This is a genomic window from Paenibacillus sp. FSL E2-8871 (assembly GCF_038000345.1).
Classification (GTDB): Bacteria; Bacillota; Bacilli; order Paenibacillales; family Paenibacillaceae; genus Paenibacillus_AQ.
Map to the genome: position 1 here is coordinate 5,598,232 of NZ_JBBOBV010000001.1, position 20,207 is coordinate 5,618,438.

The window sequence follows — 20,207 nt, forward strand, 5'->3', positions numbered from 1 at the left end:
CAGTGAAGTGGAGGATGAGGTCATTTTTATTTGCAAAACTTTAATCCCGAATAAGATATCCTTGCCCAAGCTGAATTTCTTTAAAGCCTGCCATGTGGCGAGCTTGAAAGCGGATCGGCTTAAATCCACCTATAATAATGATGTTTTTGATATCCGCAGCCCCATCTGAAGGCAGTGAAAAGGATTTGATATAGGTGAATTCTTCCGCGAGCGTGGTGTGAATCGCGTTAATATGTGGGTCATTTTCACCTTTTCCCATTAGATTCATTAGGAGATACCCTTCAGTATTCAGTTTTGAATACACGATGCTGAAAAATTCACTGGAGATTAAGTGCCTCGGCGTGCCCGCGGCGGTGAAAGCATCCAAGATGATGTAATCATATTTCTGTGGTTCTTCACCTTCAAGGATCTGACGTCCGTCACCGATCACTACGTTATCTTGCATGTATCCAAAATAGCGGCGGCTTAATTCGACTACTTCACTGTCTAGCTCAGCTACTTTAAATCTTTTGTCTAGAAAATGCCCAGCAATCGTTCCAATCCCATGACCAATAAGAAAGGCATCCTCGAAAGAGGGAGCATTGCATTCCATCAAGTGAATGATGGCTCGCGGATATTCAAACACAACTCGTTCTGGGTGATTGAGATCCAGCGCACCTTGAATGGCCTGATTGGAAAACTGCATGACGCGGAACGCACCTTGTTCACCGTATAGTTCGGTGGTGTCATAGACGGTGATTTCATGATTATCGCTACTTGTGTGAATCTGTGATTGCAAGTGATCAAACTCCTTATACGATAGAAATTCGTTTATATTCATTGGGTGTAACGCCGACTACACGTTTAAAAAGCTTATTGAAATAGGCAGGATCGCTATATCCAACTTCTGCACCAATCTCGTGAATCTTTAGGTCAGGGGCATTCTTGAGCAGATGCTTGGCTTTACGTAGCCGGATTTCCGTGATGTAGTCTGTTAATGTAAGTCCAGTCTCTTGTTTGAACAGCTTACTTAAATAGCTTGGTGTCAAAAAAACCATATTCGCTAAGGTGTTCAGATCCGCATGTTGATTATAGTTGGCTGATATCCAGCGCTTTATGGTTTCTACAGCTGTACCGGACATCTCTAGGCGATGGGCTCTGATCTCAAAAAGAATGCTTGAGAAATGGTTGGTGAAACTACGCTCGATTTCACTGAAGCTCATACTGGACGCGATGCTTTCATCCAGCCCAAGATAGGGTGCACCTTTGTAGAGGGCCTCAAATTCTTGCAATTCATTCTGTGCAGATTCAACAATCCATCGACAGACACGGAGAATTTGATCAGGCGCAGCTTGTAGTGATTTCAGCACTGAGAATAAGTTATGCACGTGCTCTAAAGCACCCTCCATATTCAGGATCTGCAGATCATGGATTAATGGTTCCTTGATCGCATTAAAAGGCTCAAGAATTTTTATCTCTGGCTGCTGAATGTTCTGAATATTTGCATAGTGCAATCGGTCAGGATTATAAATGCCGACGCTGCAGGCTAACTTAGCATCTAGATATGCTTGTCTAAGCTTGGCGGTATCATTATAGGAACTGCTAGTACCTACATGCAGTATCATACCATTGGCAGAGATACGGATTCTGTCGCCGATTTCATTCCTATCGCTATCTGAGAGTTGCTTTGAAGAATACAGGATACAGACATGTAGTCCATTTTGAATCTCTAAGCTGTCGATACTAAATGCCATCTCTTGCCGCAGACGGTCTACACAAAAACAGACGGGTTCTCTTGATCTTCCTTTGAACACAAAAACTGAGAAATAAGGCTGGGGCAAAGTAAGGCTCGACAAAAGCAAGGGTGAAGGGGGCTCGTCGCCTTGAAGAAGGGTCAGTAAGAGACCAGAACGGTGACGTACCTCCTTGTCACGAGAGAACTGCTGCTCTTCCTCCAATTGATAAAGCAGCTCGAATAATTGCTCCTTATCGATTGGCTTTAATAAATAGTCTACTGCAGAGCTGCGTATGGCTTCTCTGGCATAATTAAATTCAACAAATCCACTCATTAGAATGGAGCGGATTTGTGGGTGACTGGCTTTTAATTGTTTTATTAATTCCAAGCCGTTAATTTGCGGCATACGAATATCAGTAATCACAACATCAAGTTGAAGTGAAGGTAACTCGTCAAGTAGATGTTTCCCATCGGAGTAGGTGCCGATGACCAGAAATTCAGTATTTTCTTTGCTGATCATTCGGGCCAGACCTTCGCGGATCAGGATTTCATCGTCAACAATTGCAATACGCAGCAATCAGAGCATCTCCTCTCTGTAATTCATATCATCTTCACTAGGAGTAGTGAAGGTAATGTCCTCAATACGCAGCGTAACACGAGTACCCACTCCGAGCTTACTCTCTACAAGGAGCCCGAATGAGCTGCCGTAATGCAGACGGATCCTCTCATTCACATTTCGTAGGCCAATACCAAACATTTCACTTTCAGTCCCATTTTGCAGACTATTATTTAAGGAACGAAGAGTAGCTGCATCCATACCGATGCCATCATCTTCTACACAGAATACGACATTTCCATGCTCACTCCATGCGGTGATGCTTAAGGTACCGAGACCTACTTTTTGATCTAAGCCATGAAAAACTGCATTCTCCACAATGGGTTGGAAGACAAGCTTGATTACAGGAAGATGTAGATATTTCTCAGGCACATCAATGTGTAGCTTGAACTTATCTGGAAACCGGATTTGTAGCAGATGATAATAATTTCGTACATGATCCAGCTCTTGTCTGATCGTAACGGCTTCTTCGCTTCGGACAATACTGTAACGCATCTGAAGTCCAAGCAAATAGGTGAGTTTCGCTACACGGGGGTCATCATTGCTCTCTGCCAGCATACGGATAGACTCCAGCGTATTATAAATAAAATGGGGATTGATCTGATTCTGAAGTGCCCTCATATCAGCCTTCTGCTTACGCTTCTCGGTGAGAGATACTTCCTGCAGCAGATCCTTGACCCTTATGATCATTCGATTAAAATGACTGCCAAGCATTCCAATCTCATCATTATATTTGGAGTGCTGCCAGACATCTAGATTACCGTGCTGTACCCGTTTCATTAGACGGACCAAAGATTTAAGGGGTTTGGTCAGCGCATGGGAGATGAACGTCGCAACACAAAGTGCAAACGCAATAATGATCAGTGTAGTTAATATAAGAGCATTGCGATTTTTCTGTACAGGTGACAGGATTCGGGCCAAAGGAATCGTAACCATAGTCGTCCAACCTGTCTGTTTCGAGACAGTATATACTGCAAGATAAGACTGGCCATTCATTTCTATTTGAAAATGATCCTGTTGCTGATTCACATGCTGCAGCAAAAGCTGCTTGTTCAGACTTTGCCCCTCACCGGTTTGCATCGAATTTGAGGCGTCTTCACCGTCATAGATCAATTTTCCGTTATTATCTACAATTAGTGTGTTGCCTTGTGTAACTGCGTTTACGGGATCAATGATCCCCTTAAACAAGTTGATGTCTACATCAAATACGAGAATTCCTATATTATCTAGCGTGCTTACAGAATTAATGGTGCGAAGTACACTGAAAACCTCTCTATGGACATTGGAGTTTATACGTATCGTATGTCTGCCTTGAATGACAGGAGCGGCCCCAGCTTCTTCACTTAAGGTTCTCCATTCGGCTAGTCGTTCTTCAGGATACAGCTCGTGAATCCCGGGGACTCTATCATAAAAAACAGAACCGTACTGATCCACCATGTACACGGCGATGATCTCTTCCTTCGTATGCTTCAAGTAGCTCAGGAACATCGCCATGCCAGTACTTTTATCCCAGTCGGTATTTTGCTGGGTTAGGTAGAATTGTACATCGGTGTTATACAGCGGTAGCGCTGTGTATCTTTTTAGATCGGCAACATAACGGTCAATGGTATCAGAGGCATTCGATGTCATTTGGTTCGCGCCTTCCGTTGCATTCACAAGAACAGAATTGAACATGGAGCGGGAGGACAAATAACTAACATAAGTGATTGGAAGCGAGATCAGAAAGACAAATACGACGATCAGTTTTCGCTCCATCGGAAGATTGGCAAGGAACAACCACATTTTTCGTAAGGCTAGCCGGATGAATGATACCATTTGCGTTGTCCTTTCTTAAAGTGAGCTTCCTTATTTAACAGCGCCGCTGGTTACGCCTTCAAAGATGTAACGTTGTAGGAAGAAATACAGAATTATTGTGGGGAGCAGGATAAGCAGAATGGCCGCACAGATCAAATTCCATTCGCCCGAATTGACCCCTTGAAAACGCATCAGGATCGTCGTAACTACGCCCAGGCTTTGTTTTGGCATATATAGATAAGGGATGTACATGTCATTATAGATACTAATCGTCTTCAAGATAATCAAAGTAGCCGTAGCCGGCGTCAATAATGGAAAAATAATCGAGCGATAGATTTTAAAAAGAGATGCACCTTCTACCATCGCGTTCTCATCTAGATCCACGGGAATGTTACGGATAAATTGCAAATAAAGAATAATTTGAATCACATCTGCTCCGATATATAGCACGATAGGGGCGCCGAGTGTATTATAAAGCCCCATGCTTTTGATGATACCAAAAGTGGCTACTTGCGTCGTGATGCTAGGAATGATAGTGGCTATTAGATAAGCACCAAAGACAACAGGTTTTAATTTAAAAGAGAAGCGTCCCAGTACAAATGCTACCATAGTTCCAAATAGAATGTTCAGAATTAAAGTAATAGCTATAATAATTAATACGTTACCAAATCCGTTAAGTAAACCTCCACGCTGGAACACCGCAATGAAATTATCGAAATTAAAAAAGCTTTTTGGCAGTGCCATGGAGCTACTACTGTTAAATTCATCAGTCGATTTGAAGGCATTTACGATAACTACATAAGGAGGGAAAAGCACGACAAATACGCCGATGATTAGCGAGAAGTATTTAATAACATCTGTAAAGCGGAATTTGGAGTTTGTCATGTCTATTTGTCTCCTCCCCGGCTAAGAACTAGTTGCTGTACTAATAGTACGATGACGACAAAGAAGAGCAAGATAATACTCATGGCAGAAGCGAGACCATAGTTGTTGTAAGCAAATGCAGTGTCTACAACTTTCTGTACGTAAGTTTCGCTGGCGCCTGCAGGACCACCCTTGGTCAATACGAACGGGAGATCAAAGACTTCCAGTGCTCCTGTGACGGTAAGAAATAAGTTAAGCTGAATGACTGGCTTAATATTCGGTAAAGTAATTCTCCAAAGGGTTTGGAAAGGTCCAGCACCATCAATCTTTGAAGCCTCATAGATATCGTTTGGTATGGCCTGCAAGGAGGCGATGTAGATGACCATGTTATAACCCATGAAACGCCAAAATCCTGTGGATGCCAGAGAATAGTTGACCAGTCCTTCTGTTCCAAGCCAGCTGGTCTGTCCTAGTCCGGTTAGACCGATGCTATTCAGGAACATATTCAGAGATCCGTTAGTAGTGTCAAAGACATAACCAAACATAAAAGCAACGGCAACTCCGTTCATGATGTAAGGAAGGAAAAGTAAGATTCGGAATGCGTTTTTCCCTTTGAGCTTACTATTCAGAACAACCGCAAAATAAATCGCGACTATGTTCTGAACAATTCCCATAGCGAAGTAAGCAAAGTTATGTGTAAATACTTTGAAAATATCAGGATTAGAGAAGACCTCGCGGTAATTAGCAAGTCCGACCCATGGTTTCTCTGGGCTATAGCCATCCCAATTGGTGAAACTGTAATAGATCAGCTTAAGCGCTGGATAATACGTGAATGTCGCAAGGAGCAACAATGGGATCGTAAGGAATGATACAATGATTATCATTTTTTGTTTGTTATAGGAAAGTGTTCCGAACATCGCTAGCCCTTCTTTCATAAAAGCTTGGTATGGAAAGGCAAAATGGACTATCCGTAAGGGCGATAATCCATTTTGCACCGTGTTGTACTTCTGGTCAAAAGTTTGTATTAATAGCCGAGATCTTTCTTAGCTTTAGCCCAGGCTTTATTCCATTTGTCTAATACAGTTTGTGGATCTTTGGCAAGCACAAATTCCTGTACAACAGCAGGGAGATCTAATTGTGCCTTGTTGCCGATTTCTGTAACCTTCGCATCGTCAACTGTTCCTTCTACTAACTCTACTCCGGTAGCTTGGAATTCTTTTAGCTGAGCCAGATTAGATTCTTTTCCTTTTAGTGGGGAGATAAAGCCCGCGAAGTCCTCATAGCCGGAATCCTCAATCATCCATTTTACGAAAGCTTTGGCAGCTTCTAAATTTTTGCTGTTTTTAGCAACAGCATAGAAGAAGTCAGGGCTAAGAGTAGCGGATGGTTTACCTGAATTGTCATAAGGGAACGGGAAGAAGCCAACATCGTCTGAAGGAGCTCCTACTCCAATAACTTGGTTAATGACCCAGTTGCCGAGATAGTACATGGCGAACTTACCAGAAGCGATGTCTTTTTTCGATTGCTCCCAGTTGGTGGAGTTGATGTCTTTTTCCAGATACCCTTTTTCGTTGAGCACCTTGAGCAGGCTAAAGGCTTTACCATAGCCGTTGTCCATGGTAAATGGTGTTTCAGAGTTCAGCTTCTCATTAGGGAAGTCGGGGTTGCCTGCAATTAGGCGCGGAGTGTCATAAGCCCATGTACCCAGTGGCCATTTATCTTTGAAGTTAGAGGACAGCGGAATGACACCCTTTGCTTTCAGCTTTTCGCAGGCAGCCAGGAATTCATCCCAAGTCTTAGGGGTTTCTGTGATGCCAGCATCCATAAATGCTTTTTTGTTATAAACAATCCCGGATGTAGAGTTCCCTGTGGTAATTCCGTACAGCTTGCCATCAAAGGATTTGAAGTCTTTAAAGGTGATTTGATCGTTCAGGCCGAGATCATCCAGTGAAGCGAAGTATTTCGGTAGGTCGGAGTTAGGAATGGTAGGAATGAACATAACGTCAGGAAGCTCGCCGCTGGCCATTCTGACTTTAGCCTGTTGATTATAGTCGGTCTGGGAAGCCTCGAATTCGACTTTAACGTTCGGGTATTTTTCATTAAAGCGCTTTAAATATTCATCGTATTCTTTACCAATCATGTCTGTTCTGTTAGTCAGGAAGATGATTTTGCCGCTAATGTCAGCTCCTGCTGCAGGTTCGGCTGTTGCGTTGCTTGTCGTGTCACCGCCGGTAGTCTCTGTGTTAGTTGCTGCGGGCTTATCGGTTGCAGAAGCCCCGTTATTGGTGCTGTTGCCATTGTTCGAGCCGCAGCCAGCCAGCGTTGATGATAAAACCATAACCATAACAAAAGATAACGAAAATAACTTATTTCTCATAACTTAATCCCCTTTTCATTATTTTGTTAGCGTTTACATGAACATTATAGCTTTAAATAAAGCGTTTAGAAATGTATTGTATTATTATTTATTGTCTTTATTTGTTTTGTTTGAACGATTATAATTAGTGTATACCTAACGAATGGATAACAAAATACCAAGAATAACAAGTGGATTCAATGAAATGCTAGAAGAGGTATGTTATTTTGAAAGATGAATAGGCTTACAAAACTTAAGCAGACGCTTTCGAAGTGAGTTTTGTACGAAGTCACTTGGAGAAGCATATGCTCTACAAAACTTTTAGCAATTAGGAGGATATTATGAAACATCTAGAGATAAATCTTGCGAAGTGGGAATTTAGAAGCTGTGGTGACGAGGAGTGGCTTCCGGCTACTGTGCCAGGCACGGTCCATACGGATTTACTGAAGAACGGAAAGATTGAAGATCCCTTCTATGGAACAAATGAACATAACCTACAGTGGATTGATAAGAAGGATTGGGAATATCAAACCACTTTGCAGCTTGGTGAAGAGTGGTTGGAGCTTACTTGCACAGAACTGATTTTTGAAGGTCTTGATACATATGCAGACGTGTATGTGAATAATGTACATGTGCTCGCTGCAGACAATATGTTTTTGGCGTGGAGAGTGGATGTTAAAGATCAGTTGAAGATTGGTGAAAACCATATACTAGTGAGATTCCGCTCTGTAGTTAAAGAGGATCTACCTAAGCTAGAGAAGCTGGGGTATGCGTTACCTGCACCGAATGATCAATCCGAGCTTGGGGGACTAGAGGAACAGCGGATTAGTGTTTTTGCCCGCAAAGCACCTTATCATTACGGCTGGGATTGGGGTCCGCGTTTCTTGACCAGTGGAATATGGCGTAAGGCGGCCCTTAAGGGACGTGATTCAGTTCAAATCATAGATCTCTATATCCGCCAAAATGTGATCACAAAGGAAGAGGCTCAATTAACCGCAATTATTGAAGTAGATGCTCCTGCGGCATGGCAGGGAATGCTGCGAATGAGTGCTGATGGTTTAGAGTCGATGCAAGCGGTTTCCTTAAAGAGTGGCAAGCAACAAATAGAGATGGATATCGTGGTAGATCAGCCGCAGCTCTGGTGGTGTAGAGGGCTGGGCAAGCCACATTTATATACATTCCAAGCGGATTTGGTGAAAGGTAAGGAAGTTGAAGTTAGCAAAAGTGTAAGAACCGGTCTCCGCAGCATTCAATTGATTCGGGAGCGTGATGCGAAAGGGACTTCATTTTCTTTTGTACTGAATGGTGTGTCGGTCTTCGCCAAAGGTGCCAATCATATTCCGAATGACAGCTTCATCACAGAAGTAACTGAGGAGCGGTATCGGCATGAAATTGCCACGGCCGCAGAATCAAACATGAATATGCTGCGAGTGTGGGGCGGCGGTTTTTATGAAGAGGAGATATTTTACAAGCTCTGTGATGAATACGGGCTGTTGGTCTGGCAGGACTTCATGTTCGCTTGCAGCATGTATCCGGGGGATGAAGCGTTTCTTGCGAATGTGAAAAAAGAAGCTGAGTATAACGTCAAAAGATTGCGCAATCATCCCTGCATCGCCCTATGGTGTGGCAATAACGAGATTGATTCGGCCTGGTCACAGTTCGAGGAAAATATGGGCTGGGGCTGGAAAGAAAAACTCAGCGCGGAGCAAAGAGCTACAATGTGGGCTGATTATGAGGAAATATTCCACCGGATTCTACCGGAGGCTGTAGCCGCGTTCCATCCAGGTGTGGACTATTGGCCGTCTTCACCGATGCGGAATTTGACTGGAGATATGAATCAACACGCGACGCGGATTGTGGGCGATGGGGATGTTCATTACTGGGGCGTGTGGCACGGGATTGAGCCTTTTGAGAATTATAATACCAAGGTTGGCCGCTTTATGAGTGAATACGGATTCCAGTCGTTCCCGGAACTAAAGACCGTAATGAGCTATGCTGAAGAGAAGGATTTGGAGCTTACCTCAGAGGTGATGCTGGCTCATCAGAAGAATGGACGCGGAAATCTGCTGATCAAGGAATACATGGATATGTATCTGCCGCAGCCGAAGGATTTTAAAGCATTTCTGTATATGAGTCAAATTCTGCAGGCCGAAGCGATTCGAATCGCGATTGAAAGTCACAGAAGAAATAAACCTTACTGTATGGGTACTTTATACTGGCAGATGAATGATTGCTGGCCGGTCGCTTCTTGGGCGGGGATGGATTACAACGGACGCTGGAAAGCATTGCAATATACCGTGCGCTCAAGCTTTCAAGATGTTCTGTTGTCTATTGATGGTACCGACCACGAGCGGATAGACGTTCATGTCGTATCTGATTTAAGAACAGCAGTCACCGCTGATTTGGGGCTTAAATTGTATCAGTTTAACGGTTCGGTACTGCGAGAGTGGACATATCCTGTTGAGCTGGGAGCCGATTCAGCGGCTATCGTATTCTCGTCTCCAGTGGCGGAATTGTTAGAAGGTCATGGATCGAACGATGTATTGCTTGAGATCAGCTTGCAGGCTAATGGCGAGATGATAGATCGTAAGGTGCACTATTTTATCCCGGAAAAAGAAATTCGGTTGCAGCGTTCAGTAATTAATATAACGGAAACTCCAGATAGCGGAGGTCTAAGCTTCACTGTGACAAGCGATGTATTAGCTAGAGGCGTATACCTGACCTCAGAAGATGAAGGAATATTCTCTGACAATTACTTTGATCTTCTCCCAGGGCAGCCCAAGACGATAACGTTCTCGGAACGCGGGAACGATGGAAGGGACTGGATTCCAGGCACTCCTAAGGGGCTGAGGGTTCAATCGATGGTTGGTTTTGTGAGCGAAGATTTACTGTAAATCTTAAGGAGAGAAGGACTATCGCATGGGGATTTCAATTCAGGAAGATGAGGGATTATTTCTTCGGCGGTGACGGTCTAAGGCAGGTAGGACTGGCACTGCCAGATGTCCAGCAGGATTATGTTAGCGGATGCTTTAAATTGAAGATGTGGCAATAGATATTTTATTTTTTCAATAAAAAGCAAGCCAAGAGCCCGGCTCTTGGCTTTTTAATGTAGATGCAAGGACTGGTCAAGGGTATAATCCTGCAAAAGTACAGTTTTTAATGGTACTAAGTTGGCAAAAGTAATATATTCCTGCAAATCTGCAGTTATTCTTGCTCTAGAAAAAGCCCTCGAGCCATATGTAGGGATATTCCTGTATTTTCGCAGCTTTTGGACATAGTGATCAGGATTTCTTAACAAAAAACTGTATTATTGCAGGATTTTTCTGGCCTCTGGTCTCTAGTCTCCAGTCTCTAGTCCTGCGGAGGGCATGGATATGGATGATTTAGAGCACGTTATATTTTCATTGTGTGAGTGATTCGAGGACTCATGAAAGTATGATGCTGTATCGTTTTTTCGTTAATTCATATTCCGTTCATATTGAAGACATGAGGAGTACATCTTCATTGGTTAACCTTACTGTAGCAGTCGGTTATGGTGGTCCAATAGACAGAGGATGACAGGAGAAGATGTGAGTGAAACTAAGAGAGGTAATGAGTGTGAAGGCGGGCACGAGAACAAGTAAAATACTAAACATACTACTTAAAGTAGTAGGAGCAATAATCATCGCAATCGTGCTTTTTCTCGCTATTGTCTATACAGTTAATTTGATCAGCAATAAATCGGAACAAAATAAAATAGAACCCTATGGTCAGTTAGTACCCGTAGATGGGAAAAACATGAATGTTTATATTCAAGGAAAAGGTGAAGAAACAGTCGTGCTACTACCGGGTTATGGCACAGCAGCGCCAGCTCTTGATTTTAAAGCATTAATAGATGAACTGTCGCCGTTTTACAAAGTTGTCATGATTGAGCCTTTTGGGTATGGATTAAGTGATCTGACCAAAAAGGAGCGCAGCACGGAGAATATTGTAAGTGAAATTCATGAAGCTTTACAGGCTCTTAATATTGACCGTTATATTCTAATGGGCCACTCTATTTCAGGCATATATGGACTAGATTATGTTAACAAATATGAAAATGAAGTGAGTGCATTTGTCGGGCTTGATAGTAGTGTTCCATCGATAAGCGAGAGGAAGATCGAAGCTTCGGAATTAAGAACTATAAATCTGCTCAAAAAATCAGGTTTAATCAGATTGCAAATGAAATTTAGTGCTGACCCAATTGCTGAACTACCATTTGATGATAAAACAAAAGAACAAATGAGACTGATCAATCGCAAAAACATATTTAATCCCACCCAATTAAATGAAGCTGGAAGTATGTATTCTAATTTTAAATCAGCTGAAAGCTTAACATTTCCTAAAAATCTTCCTCTTATTTTCTTTATACAAGCGAATCAACCAGCAACGGATAGATGGATACCAGAGCATGAAAAGCAAGTAAAAGACTCTGTACATGGAAAAGTGCTGACATTTGAAGAAGGTCATTATTTATATCGTACTAAAGCAAAAGGGATCGTAGAAAACTTCAGAGTATTTATGGAAGAAGCTAAGTAAATGACTGTTGAGCCGAACGAACTTCAGGGTTTTCTCTGATTGTCGTTCGGTTTTTTCTCGTTTAACGTTTAAGGAATTATGATCCAAAAGCCTGACGGTACTTTACGGGGGACATCCCCTCGAACGTTCTGAACACTTTAATGAAATAGCTGGACTGGGCAAAACCGGACTGAGTCGCAACCTGAGCAATGGAGAGTCCAGTAGAAACCAGTAGAAGCTTGGCTCTGGCCAGTCGACAATCCGTTAAATAACGGTTTGGTGTTTTGCCCATAACCATTCGGAACAGCCGTAGAAAATGATAGCTGCTATACCCGGTTAGTCTTGCCATCGACTCCAGTGACCAAGGACGGGCACATTCGACATGAATGATATCTGCGGCACTGCGGATAGACTGCCTGACCTCGTGCGGTACTGAGCCGTGAAGCGGTTCGGAGTTCTGCAGCAATTTCACTAGAAGCTCGTACAGAAGCGCGGATAGTCTTGGTTCACTACGTGTTACATAGGAAGCGCTCAGCAAATACATTTCCTCGAATAGCTCGTCCAGCTTAGCGTCCAAATCAAAAGTGAACAGGTATGCACTAGATTGGTCCACTTCTTCTAATAAGGGGAGTACAATTTGAGTGCTAAAATGAACCCAACGAACATCCCAAGGCTCTCCGGGATCAGAGCCGTACTGCTGGTAGGCCCCTTTAGGGTAAAGAAACCCTCGTCCTCTGCTCATCGGAATACGTTCGCCCTCATGGAAGACATAACCCTCCCCACCAAAGATTAAATGCAGGTTATAGCTTCCCAGGAATCCTTCACTTCTTCTCTCGGTATGCTGTGGAAAGTGACTGTAATGTCCCAAAAATTCAGGATAACAGACATATTTTGAAAAAGCTGGCGTCGGCAAATACCATTGTTTCTTCATGTTATATGGCACTCATTTCTGTCGCGCATCAGAGCGCTAGTTGGATTAAGGTAATTAACGCAAGATAGTTATATGATCGCAATATTTTGTTATATAAGCCTTATTAATACTGATACTACAATAGAATTATGAAATACTGAAAGCATATTTTTAATACTTTGGAGGTAATCATGAAGAAACCTGTCGCAACAGAAAAATTCGAGCTTGGCGTCTGTTATTATCCGGAACACTGGCCGGAAAGCATGTGGGAGGACGATTATCGCCGGATGCGAGAACTAGGCTTTACAATCATTCGGATCGGGGAGTTTGCTTGGTCTATTTTTGAACCAGTCCAGGGTGAATTTCAGTTCGGGCTCTTTGATCGGGCGATTGATTTAGCTCATAAACATGGTCTTCAGATTGTGCTCGGTACGCCGACGGCAACACCTCCAGCTTGGCTGACCCATAAGTATCCAGAAGTATTAAACGTGACGTATGAAGGTGTTACCCTACAGCATGGCATGCGCCGTCATTATAATTACAGTAGCCCAAAATACCGTGAGCTGTGTGCTCGGATTACGGAACAGATGGCTGAACATTATGGCAATCATCCAGGTGTGGTCGGTTGGCAAATTGATAATGAGCTCAACTGCGAGATCAGTGAATTTTATTCAGAGAGTGACCATAAGGCTTTCCGGGAATGGCTGCAGCAGAAATATGTCACGCTTGAGCGGCTAAACGAGGCTTGGGGGGCTGTTTTTTGGAATCAGAGTTATAGTGATTGGTCTCAGGTGTATCTTCCGCGCCCTACCCCGTCACCCAAGCAGCCCAATCCCCATCAGGCTTTGGATGAAAAGCGGTTTATATCGGACAATACGATTTCTTTTGCCAAAAACCAAGCGGATATCATCCGTAAACTTGCCCCTAAGCAGTGGGTAACAACGAACGGTCTGTTCGGGCATCTCGACAGCCATGAATTGACGGATGAATTACTGGATTTCTTCAGCTATGATTCCTATCCGCAGTTCTCGACTATTTTTTATGATCCGAATGAGCGGAATACGCTGAATGACAGAGGCTGGGGACTTTCATTATCTGTTGTCCGTTCTATTTCCCCTAATTTCTGTATTATGGAGCAGCAGTCGGGACCGGGTGGCTGGGTGAACCGGATGGATATGCCATCTCCGAAGCCGGGACAGATGCGGTTATGGACCTATCAATCGATCGCTCATGGCGCAGATATGGTGCTGTATTTCCGCTGGCGGACAGCCACGATGGGCAATGAAATTTATTGGCATGGCATTAACGACTACCATAACCAGCCGAACCGAAGAGTACGGGAAGCGGGACAGATCGGTCAAGAGCTGGCGGGGGCAGGGCAAGCACTTATCGGCACCCGTAATCAGGCTAACGTTGCTATTGTTCGTGATTATGCTAATGAGTGGGATGGAGAGTATGATGTGTGGCATGGTCCATTTATGTGGAAGAGCAATAAGGAGTGGTACAAGGCACTCCAGCGGAAGCATATCCCGAATGACGTACTCTATTTACGCAAAAAGACGACGCTGGAAGAGCTCGCACGGTACGATGTGCTTATCTATCCTCACCCGGCAATTATGACAGATGAGACAGCGTCGCTTCTGGATGAATACGTTCAGCAAGGTGGAAAACTGATCTTCGGATGCAGAACCGGCTATAAGGATGAACGCGGTCAATGTTATATGCGTCCTTTCCCAGGTGCTGCTAGAGATCTATGCGGGATCACAGTCGAAGAATTCACAATGGTTAAAGGTAGTCGTCAGCCAACGACGATTAGCTGGTCGGGTGCGGCAGAAGGGGTTACTGGGGCAGATGATTTTAATGATATTCTCCGGATTGAGGATGATTCGGTCGAAGTCATGGCGGTCTATGCCTCGGACTATTATGCGGGAAAACCGGCGGTTACAAGAAATCGTCGCGGCAAAGGCGAGGTTTGGTATTACGGAGCAGTCTTTAATGAACAAGCAGCGTCCATAATCATAGATCAAGTCAGCCTGCAGTCGCCAGTAGATTGGCTGGTGCTCCCTGAAGATGTAGAGCTGCAAGTTCGTAACGGGACTTCTTCCAGTTATACTTTTTTGCTTAATTATAGTGAAGCTCCTGTCGCGATCCATCTTCATGAGACCAAAATGGATTTACTGAGCGGGACAACGTTATCGGGTGAGGTTACTATGGAAGGCTTTGGTGTATTGATATTACATTAACGCTATGAATAAATAATGATATTAATGGAGTTGCGTATTAGAGAACTAATATGTAACTCTATTTTTTTATAGAAGATATTCAAAAGGATACTTTTTAAATATAGTTATTAATTCCAACAAAATACAACGAGCAACAGGTACAATATAAAGAATATTCTAGATTTGAAGGAGGGAAGTCTTATGATCATTGAAGCTGAGAAAGTATTGCTGCAGTATTCGTTCATCGATCCCATCATTGAATTCATTAGACATAATGAGAATATTACATTTAAAGTGACCGACAAAACGGATAACAAGAATTATTTGTTACGTATACATAAACCAATATCTGAAGGGTTCTCAGGCTTACAACATACCCGAGATGGATTACAGGCAGAAATGTTTTTTCTGCGAGAAATCGATCAGAAGAACATACTAAAAGTTCAAAGACCTGTTCTAAATCAAAAAGGGGAACTGGTTACTGAATATAGTTCAGAGCAATTTGGTACTAGTTTGGCCACTCTTTTAGAATGGATCGAAGGCTCGACGCTAACCCAAGATGAAGATAACATTGAACAGATTGTTTATAGATTAGGTAGAAATCTTGCCAGTCTACATGAATTCTCACGAACGCTAATGCCCTTGGAGTTACATAGACCTGTATACAATGTCACAAAGATTGATGAAACTTTAATAGAACTTGGAAAGGGAACAGACAATGGAGCCCTTAATCAGGAGGATTACGAAGTTATTAGTAGCGTTCTACTCGTAGTAAAAGAACAATTAGCAGAGCTAGACGCTAGGGACAACTCATGGGGATTCATTCATGCTGATTTTCAACTGGGTAATGTCGTTGTGTCAGAACAAAATCCTATCTTAATAGATTATTGTTTATTTGGTTATGGTTACTACCTGTTTGATTTGGGCTCTGCATCTTCCATGCTGAAAAGTGAGCTCCGTAAAACGCTATTGGATGGTTATGCTTCTAAATCAAGCTTTTCGCTTGATGAGATTCGGTACATTGAAGGACAAATATTTATGGATATTTTTATTAGTTACGTATTTTTTATTCATGACCCTGAGAGGAACGGCTGGATTCAAGAGCATGCCTCCAAAATATGCAGCACGTTATGTCGGGATTTTCTTGAGGGGAAAGAGGTATATTATTCGTTTTAACGATGGTGTGATATTCTAATGGGGAATGAAAAATGAAGGGACTGAACTATGCGCAGAGATCATTATTTTTAAACCAACTATTAAAATTTAATGGAGGTAAAAATAATGTTAACTACAGAGTTACACACAGAACGATTACATTTAAGAAAAATGAAGGTATCGGATTCGCCAAGTATGTTTAAAATTTGGTCTGATCCAGAGGTTACGAAGTTCATGAATATTGATAGTTTTACTGATGAAAATCAGGCTAAAGATATGATAAAACTTCTTGAAGAATTTTCTCTAGATAACAAAGCTATTCGTTTCTCTATAATTGAAATGGAATCCAATGAAATCATAGGTTCTTGTGGCTTTAATTCCTTAGACTTTGAAAATGAGAAAGCGGAGATTGGATATGACATTGCTAGAGCATTTTGGGGAAGAGGCTATGCTTCAGAAGCTATAAGTGCTTTGTTAGATTACGCATTCTCAACTTTGAAGCTGAATCGAATCGAAGCAAAAGTGGAACCCGAAAACGTGAATTCAGTAAAAGTCTTGCAAAAGCTGAACTTTATGTTTGAGGGAACCTTAAGAAGGTATGAAAGAGTAAACGGGAAGTTTATAGATCTCAATATGTATTCAAAATTAATAACAGATTGATTATTAAAGGCAGTTTAACGCAAAAACTTAGATTTATCCCAGAGGTTATATAGGTCTCCATAAGGAATAAAAACTTATACACTATAAATATAGGAGTTGACCAGATGGAGACAATATTAACAGAGGAAATGATCTTGGATGACCTACTAAAAACATTTCATCGTTTATTCGGTTTGAATGTAATTGAAACTACTTCGATAAAACGAGGCTGGTTAAACTTAAAGTGGAAAGTTACGACGGATGCAGGGGAATTGTTACTTAAACAATACAATAAAGAAAGATATAAATTATATAAGTCAGAGGAGATATTGTTAGCACTCTCTCAACAGATTAGATTGTATGACCAAGGTCTAGCGTGCCCCAAAGTGCTATCACAGAATGAAAGTATTTTGCTTGAATCTGATAATGGAGAACGCTTCCTGGTGATGGAGTATTGCCAGGGAAAACTAATTTCACCAGGTACAATCAATGTCCATCAAATATATGATTTAGGTCGAGCAACAGGAAAAATGCATCGATTGTTAAATGACGGGACACTTGGCATTAAAAATAGTCCACAATTTATTCCTCCAAGTCGTGAGGAGCGTTTAGCACATTGGAACTCCGTTTGGGAAAAGACTAAGGGACTTGGTAAACCTCAGCTGCTTGCTGATATAGAAACTCAATTTAAAGCTACTGAAGAAATGAATATAGAACTACTCGAATTACTTCAAACAGGCTGGGCACATCGTGACCTTTGGGTAGATAATCTTTTATTTAATGATAACGGATTATCTGCAATTCTAGATTTTGATCGACTAAAATATGACTATCCGCAGCTTGATGTAGCTCGTGCTGTGATGTCATGTGCCTTAGATGATAATTTAGATGTCTCCCTGGCTTCGGCGTTTATGGAAGGGTACAGTGAGGAACACGACGTGGTAGAGGGCTATTTAACACATTCATTACAGTTGTTGTGGTATATGGAAAGCACATGGTGGATTAATGCTAACATGGATCAACATAGTGTACCGCCAGCTCGCTTTGCGAAGGAAATGATTTGGCTTGCGGAAAATCAAAAAAATATGTCCGCTTTGTTAGGAAATCTTTAGATAACGTAAAGTTAACCACTATTCGTTAATCTAACGGGTAACTATAGCTCAACTAAACAGCGACAGTCTAGGGCTTTGTCTCCACGTCCATGACTGCCGCTGTTTCTATTATTGAGGTAATTCGATAAGAACAAGAACTTTTTCCCCATAATCTACATTGACTTGGGTTTGTCTCACCCCTATGATGATTATTAATATAAAATAAATGGCACGAAGAGGAGCGAAACATCATGGCTTTGGAGATCGAACGCAAGTTTCTGCTGCCGGAATTTCCGGAGCAGCTTATTCAAGAAGGCGAATTGAAGATTGTGACCCGGCATAATATCGATCAGACGTATCTGGCGATAGACGGTGGACAAGAGCTGCGTGTGCGTAAAATTACGGATCTGGACTCAGGTGAGGTAACGTATACACACACGTTTAAGGATGGCAAAGGGATCAAACGCGAAGAGATCGAATATTTTATCTCGGAGGGTTTATATAATCAGATGATTGAAGCGGTTAATGCGGTAGCCTTGGTCAAAGAGCGGATTACGGCGGTGTGGAATGGCACAACGGTTGAGATCGACGTCTATTCTCAGTTGAAGTTGTCCGTTCTGGAGGTTGAATTTGAATCTTTGGAGGAAGCGGAAAGCTTCAAGGCGCCGGAATGGTTCGGCAAGGATGTCAGCACGGAACGGCAGTACAGCAACAAAACCGTCTGGAAAGAGCTGCAAAATAAGACAAAGAATTAACGGACTTTAGCGCGTAAACGTGGTAGTATATAGGGAAAACAGGCAACGATTAAGTGAAACTTATATTTATATATAGTATATAGAGGGGTTCAGGAGGATGAGCATGAAGTATATAAGCACAAGAGGCAATGTGGAACCTAAAGGCTTTATCGATACGGTGTTGATGGGACTTGCCGATGACGGCGGATTGATGGTTCCTTCCGAGATTCCTGTCGTTTCAGCAGCTACTTTAGAAGAGTGGAGAAGTCTTAGCTACCAGGAATTGTTCCTGAAGATTTTCGCCTATTACACTAATGATGAGATTCCTTTAGAAGATTTGGAGGAAATGGTCAATACTAGTTATGGCAATTTCCGCACGCCGGAAGTAACGCCTATTCACCAAGTGAATGATTCCCTGTATGTACTGGAATTGTTCCATGGCCCTACTTTTGCCTTCAAAGATGTAGCACTGCAGTTTATGGGTGAGCTGTACTCGTATATTTCCAAAAAGCAGAACAAGATCATCCACATCCTCGGAGCAACCTCGGGGGATACTGGAGCGGCTGCGATTCAGGGTGTCCGCGGCAAAGAAGGAATCAAGATCTGTATTCTTCATCCGCATGGTAAGGTTAGTAAAGTGCAGGAGCTGCAGATGACTACGGTTGATGACAGCAATGTACTGAACCTGTCTGTTCATGGTAACTTTGATGATTGCCAAAAGGTGATTAAGGATCTGTTCGCGGATCTCGACTTTAAGAGTCGCTATCATCTGCGTGCGATCAACTCCATTAACTTTGTACGTATTCTGGCGCAGACTGTCTATTATTTCTATGCGTATTTGCATGTCGATGGCAGTAGCGAGAAGAAGATTAACATCAGCGTGCCTTCCGGCAACTTCGGTAATATTTTCTCCGGATATCTGGCGAAGCAAATGGGATTACCAATTAACAAACTGATTATTGCTACAAATGAAAATAACATCTTGGAGCGTTTCGTGAACACGGGTGAATACAAACCGGGCAGCTTCACAAGCACATACAGTCCTTCGATGGATATCCAAGTGGCGAGCAATTTTGAGCGTTATCTATATTATTTGGTAGGCGAGGATTCCGAGAAACTATCCGCGTATATGTCCAAGCTGCAAACCGAGGGCAAGATTACGGTTGAAGGCGAGGCGCTTCAGCAGGTGCAGAAGGATTTTGCAGCGCTTGGCGTGAAGAATGATCAATGCTTGAATACAATTGCTAAGTATCAAAAAGAATATAGCTACCTACTTGATCCGCATACTGCATGTGGAATCGCAGCTTACGAAGCTTTTAATGGCTCGGATGAGATTGGGATTACCTTCGCGACCGCACATCCAGCTAAGTTTGATGAGGCGATTACTCTGATTGACATTAAGCAGGAATTCCCGGCACAAATTAAAGCGTTGTTCGAGATGCCACAACACCAAACCGTAGTGGATCATGACAAGGATGAAATTGTGCGTCAATTGCAGGCTTTTTATAAATAAGTTGTAAATCCATATGGCTCAGCAGGCTCCTGTTCTTAAGTTAAGAATGGGAGCCTTTTTACT

15 protein-coding genes are annotated in these 20,207 nt (G+C 42.5%); 8 read left to right on the forward strand and 7 right to left on the reverse strand.

The window, feature by feature from the left end:
• Window positions 1-40: 40 nt before the first annotated feature.
• The 6 genes from NYE25_RS25215 to NYE25_RS25240 all read right to left on the reverse strand — a co-directional run bounded on the left by NYE25_RS25215 (window position 41) and on the right by NYE25_RS25240 (window position 7,365).
• Window positions 41-820 carry a spermidine synthase gene (locus NYE25_RS25215; RefSeq protein WP_445667149.1) on the reverse strand — a complete coding sequence of 260 codons (780 nt, stop codon included), beginning with the start codon at window positions 818-820 and terminating at the stop codon, window positions 41-43.
• Window positions 792-2,291: a response regulator transcription factor gene (locus tag NYE25_RS25220; protein WP_341147127.1), complete on the reverse strand. Its 1,500-nt coding sequence runs from the start codon at window positions 2,289-2,291 to the stop codon at window positions 792-794. The genes NYE25_RS25215 and NYE25_RS25220 overlap by 29 nt, the downstream gene beginning before the upstream one ends.
• Window positions 2,292-4,145 carry a sensor histidine kinase gene (locus tag NYE25_RS25225; protein ID WP_341147128.1) on the reverse strand — a complete coding sequence of 618 codons (1,854 nt, stop codon included), beginning with the start codon at window positions 4,143-4,145 and terminating at the stop codon, window positions 2,292-2,294.
• A gap of 30 nt (window positions 4,146-4,175) precedes the next feature.
• The gene (locus NYE25_RS25230; protein ID WP_042185023.1) at window positions 4,176-5,009 is read right to left on the reverse strand and encodes a carbohydrate ABC transporter permease; all 834 of its coding nucleotides are present in this window, start codon (window positions 5,007-5,009) and stop codon (window positions 4,176-4,178) included.
• A gap of 2 nt (window positions 5,010-5,011) precedes the next feature.
• A complete protein-coding gene (locus NYE25_RS25235; protein WP_341147129.1) occupies window positions 5,012-5,905 on the reverse strand; it encodes a carbohydrate ABC transporter permease in 894 nt (297 codons plus the stop codon).
• 107 nt (window positions 5,906-6,012) lie between these two features.
• Window positions 6,013-7,365 carry an ABC transporter substrate-binding protein gene (locus tag NYE25_RS25240; RefSeq protein ID WP_341147130.1) on the reverse strand — a complete coding sequence of 451 codons (1,353 nt, stop codon included), beginning with the start codon at window positions 7,363-7,365 and terminating at the stop codon, window positions 6,013-6,015.
• Window positions 7,366-7,685: 320 nt separating this feature from the next.
• On the opposite strand from NYE25_RS25240, the gene NYE25_RS25245 reads away from it, so the two are divergent.
• Both NYE25_RS25245 and NYE25_RS25250 read left to right on the forward strand, forming a co-directional pair.
• A complete protein-coding gene (locus NYE25_RS25245; RefSeq protein WP_341147131.1) occupies window positions 7,686-10,238 on the forward strand; it encodes a beta-mannosidase in 2,553 nt (850 codons plus the stop codon).
• A 679-nt stretch (window positions 10,239-10,917) separates the two neighbouring features.
• A complete protein-coding gene (locus NYE25_RS25250) occupies window positions 10,918-11,901 on the forward strand; it encodes an alpha/beta fold hydrolase (protein ID WP_445667150.1) in 984 nt (327 codons plus the stop codon).
• Between the two features lie 76 nt (window positions 11,902-11,977).
• Here NYE25_RS25250 and NYE25_RS25255 read toward each other — a convergent pair whose 3' ends face one another.
• Complete coding sequence (locus NYE25_RS25255) at window positions 11,978-12,811, reverse strand: helix-turn-helix transcriptional regulator (RefSeq protein WP_076283833.1); 834 nt, start codon at window positions 12,809-12,811, stop codon at window positions 11,978-11,980.
• Window positions 12,812-12,981: 170 nt separating this feature from the next.
• Between NYE25_RS25255 and NYE25_RS25260 the strand changes: the two genes are divergently transcribed.
• The 6 genes from NYE25_RS25260 (at window position 12,982) to thrC (ending at window position 20,144) form a co-directional block, all read left to right on the forward strand.
• Window positions 12,982-15,033 (forward strand): beta-galactosidase, encoded by a 2,052-nt coding sequence (locus NYE25_RS25260; protein ID WP_341147132.1) that lies wholly within the window; start codon window positions 12,982-12,984, stop codon window positions 15,031-15,033.
• Window positions 15,034-15,213: 180 nt separating this feature from the next.
• Window positions 15,214-16,188: a phosphotransferase enzyme family protein gene (locus tag NYE25_RS25265; protein ID WP_341147133.1), complete on the forward strand. Its 975-nt coding sequence runs from the start codon at window positions 15,214-15,216 to the stop codon at window positions 16,186-16,188.
• 90 nt (window positions 16,189-16,278) lie between these two features.
• Entirely contained in the window at window positions 16,279-16,827 is a 549-nt protein-coding gene (locus tag NYE25_RS25270) for a GNAT family N-acetyltransferase (RefSeq protein ID WP_341147134.1), read from the forward strand.
• 104 nt (window positions 16,828-16,931) lie between these two features.
• Complete coding sequence (locus NYE25_RS25275; RefSeq protein ID WP_341147135.1) at window positions 16,932-17,918, forward strand: phosphotransferase; 987 nt, start codon at window positions 16,932-16,934, stop codon at window positions 17,916-17,918.
• Window positions 17,919-18,148: 230 nt separating this feature from the next.
• Window positions 18,149-18,652 (forward strand): CYTH domain-containing protein, encoded by a 504-nt coding sequence (locus NYE25_RS25280; protein ID WP_076283838.1) that lies wholly within the window; start codon window positions 18,149-18,151, stop codon window positions 18,650-18,652.
• A gap of 103 nt (window positions 18,653-18,755) precedes the next feature.
• Window positions 18,756-20,144, forward strand: a complete 1,389-nt coding sequence (thrC, locus tag NYE25_RS25285; protein ID WP_341147136.1) for a threonine synthase — start codon at window positions 18,756-18,758, stop codon at window positions 20,142-20,144.
• Window positions 20,145-20,207: the final 63 nt, after the last annotated feature.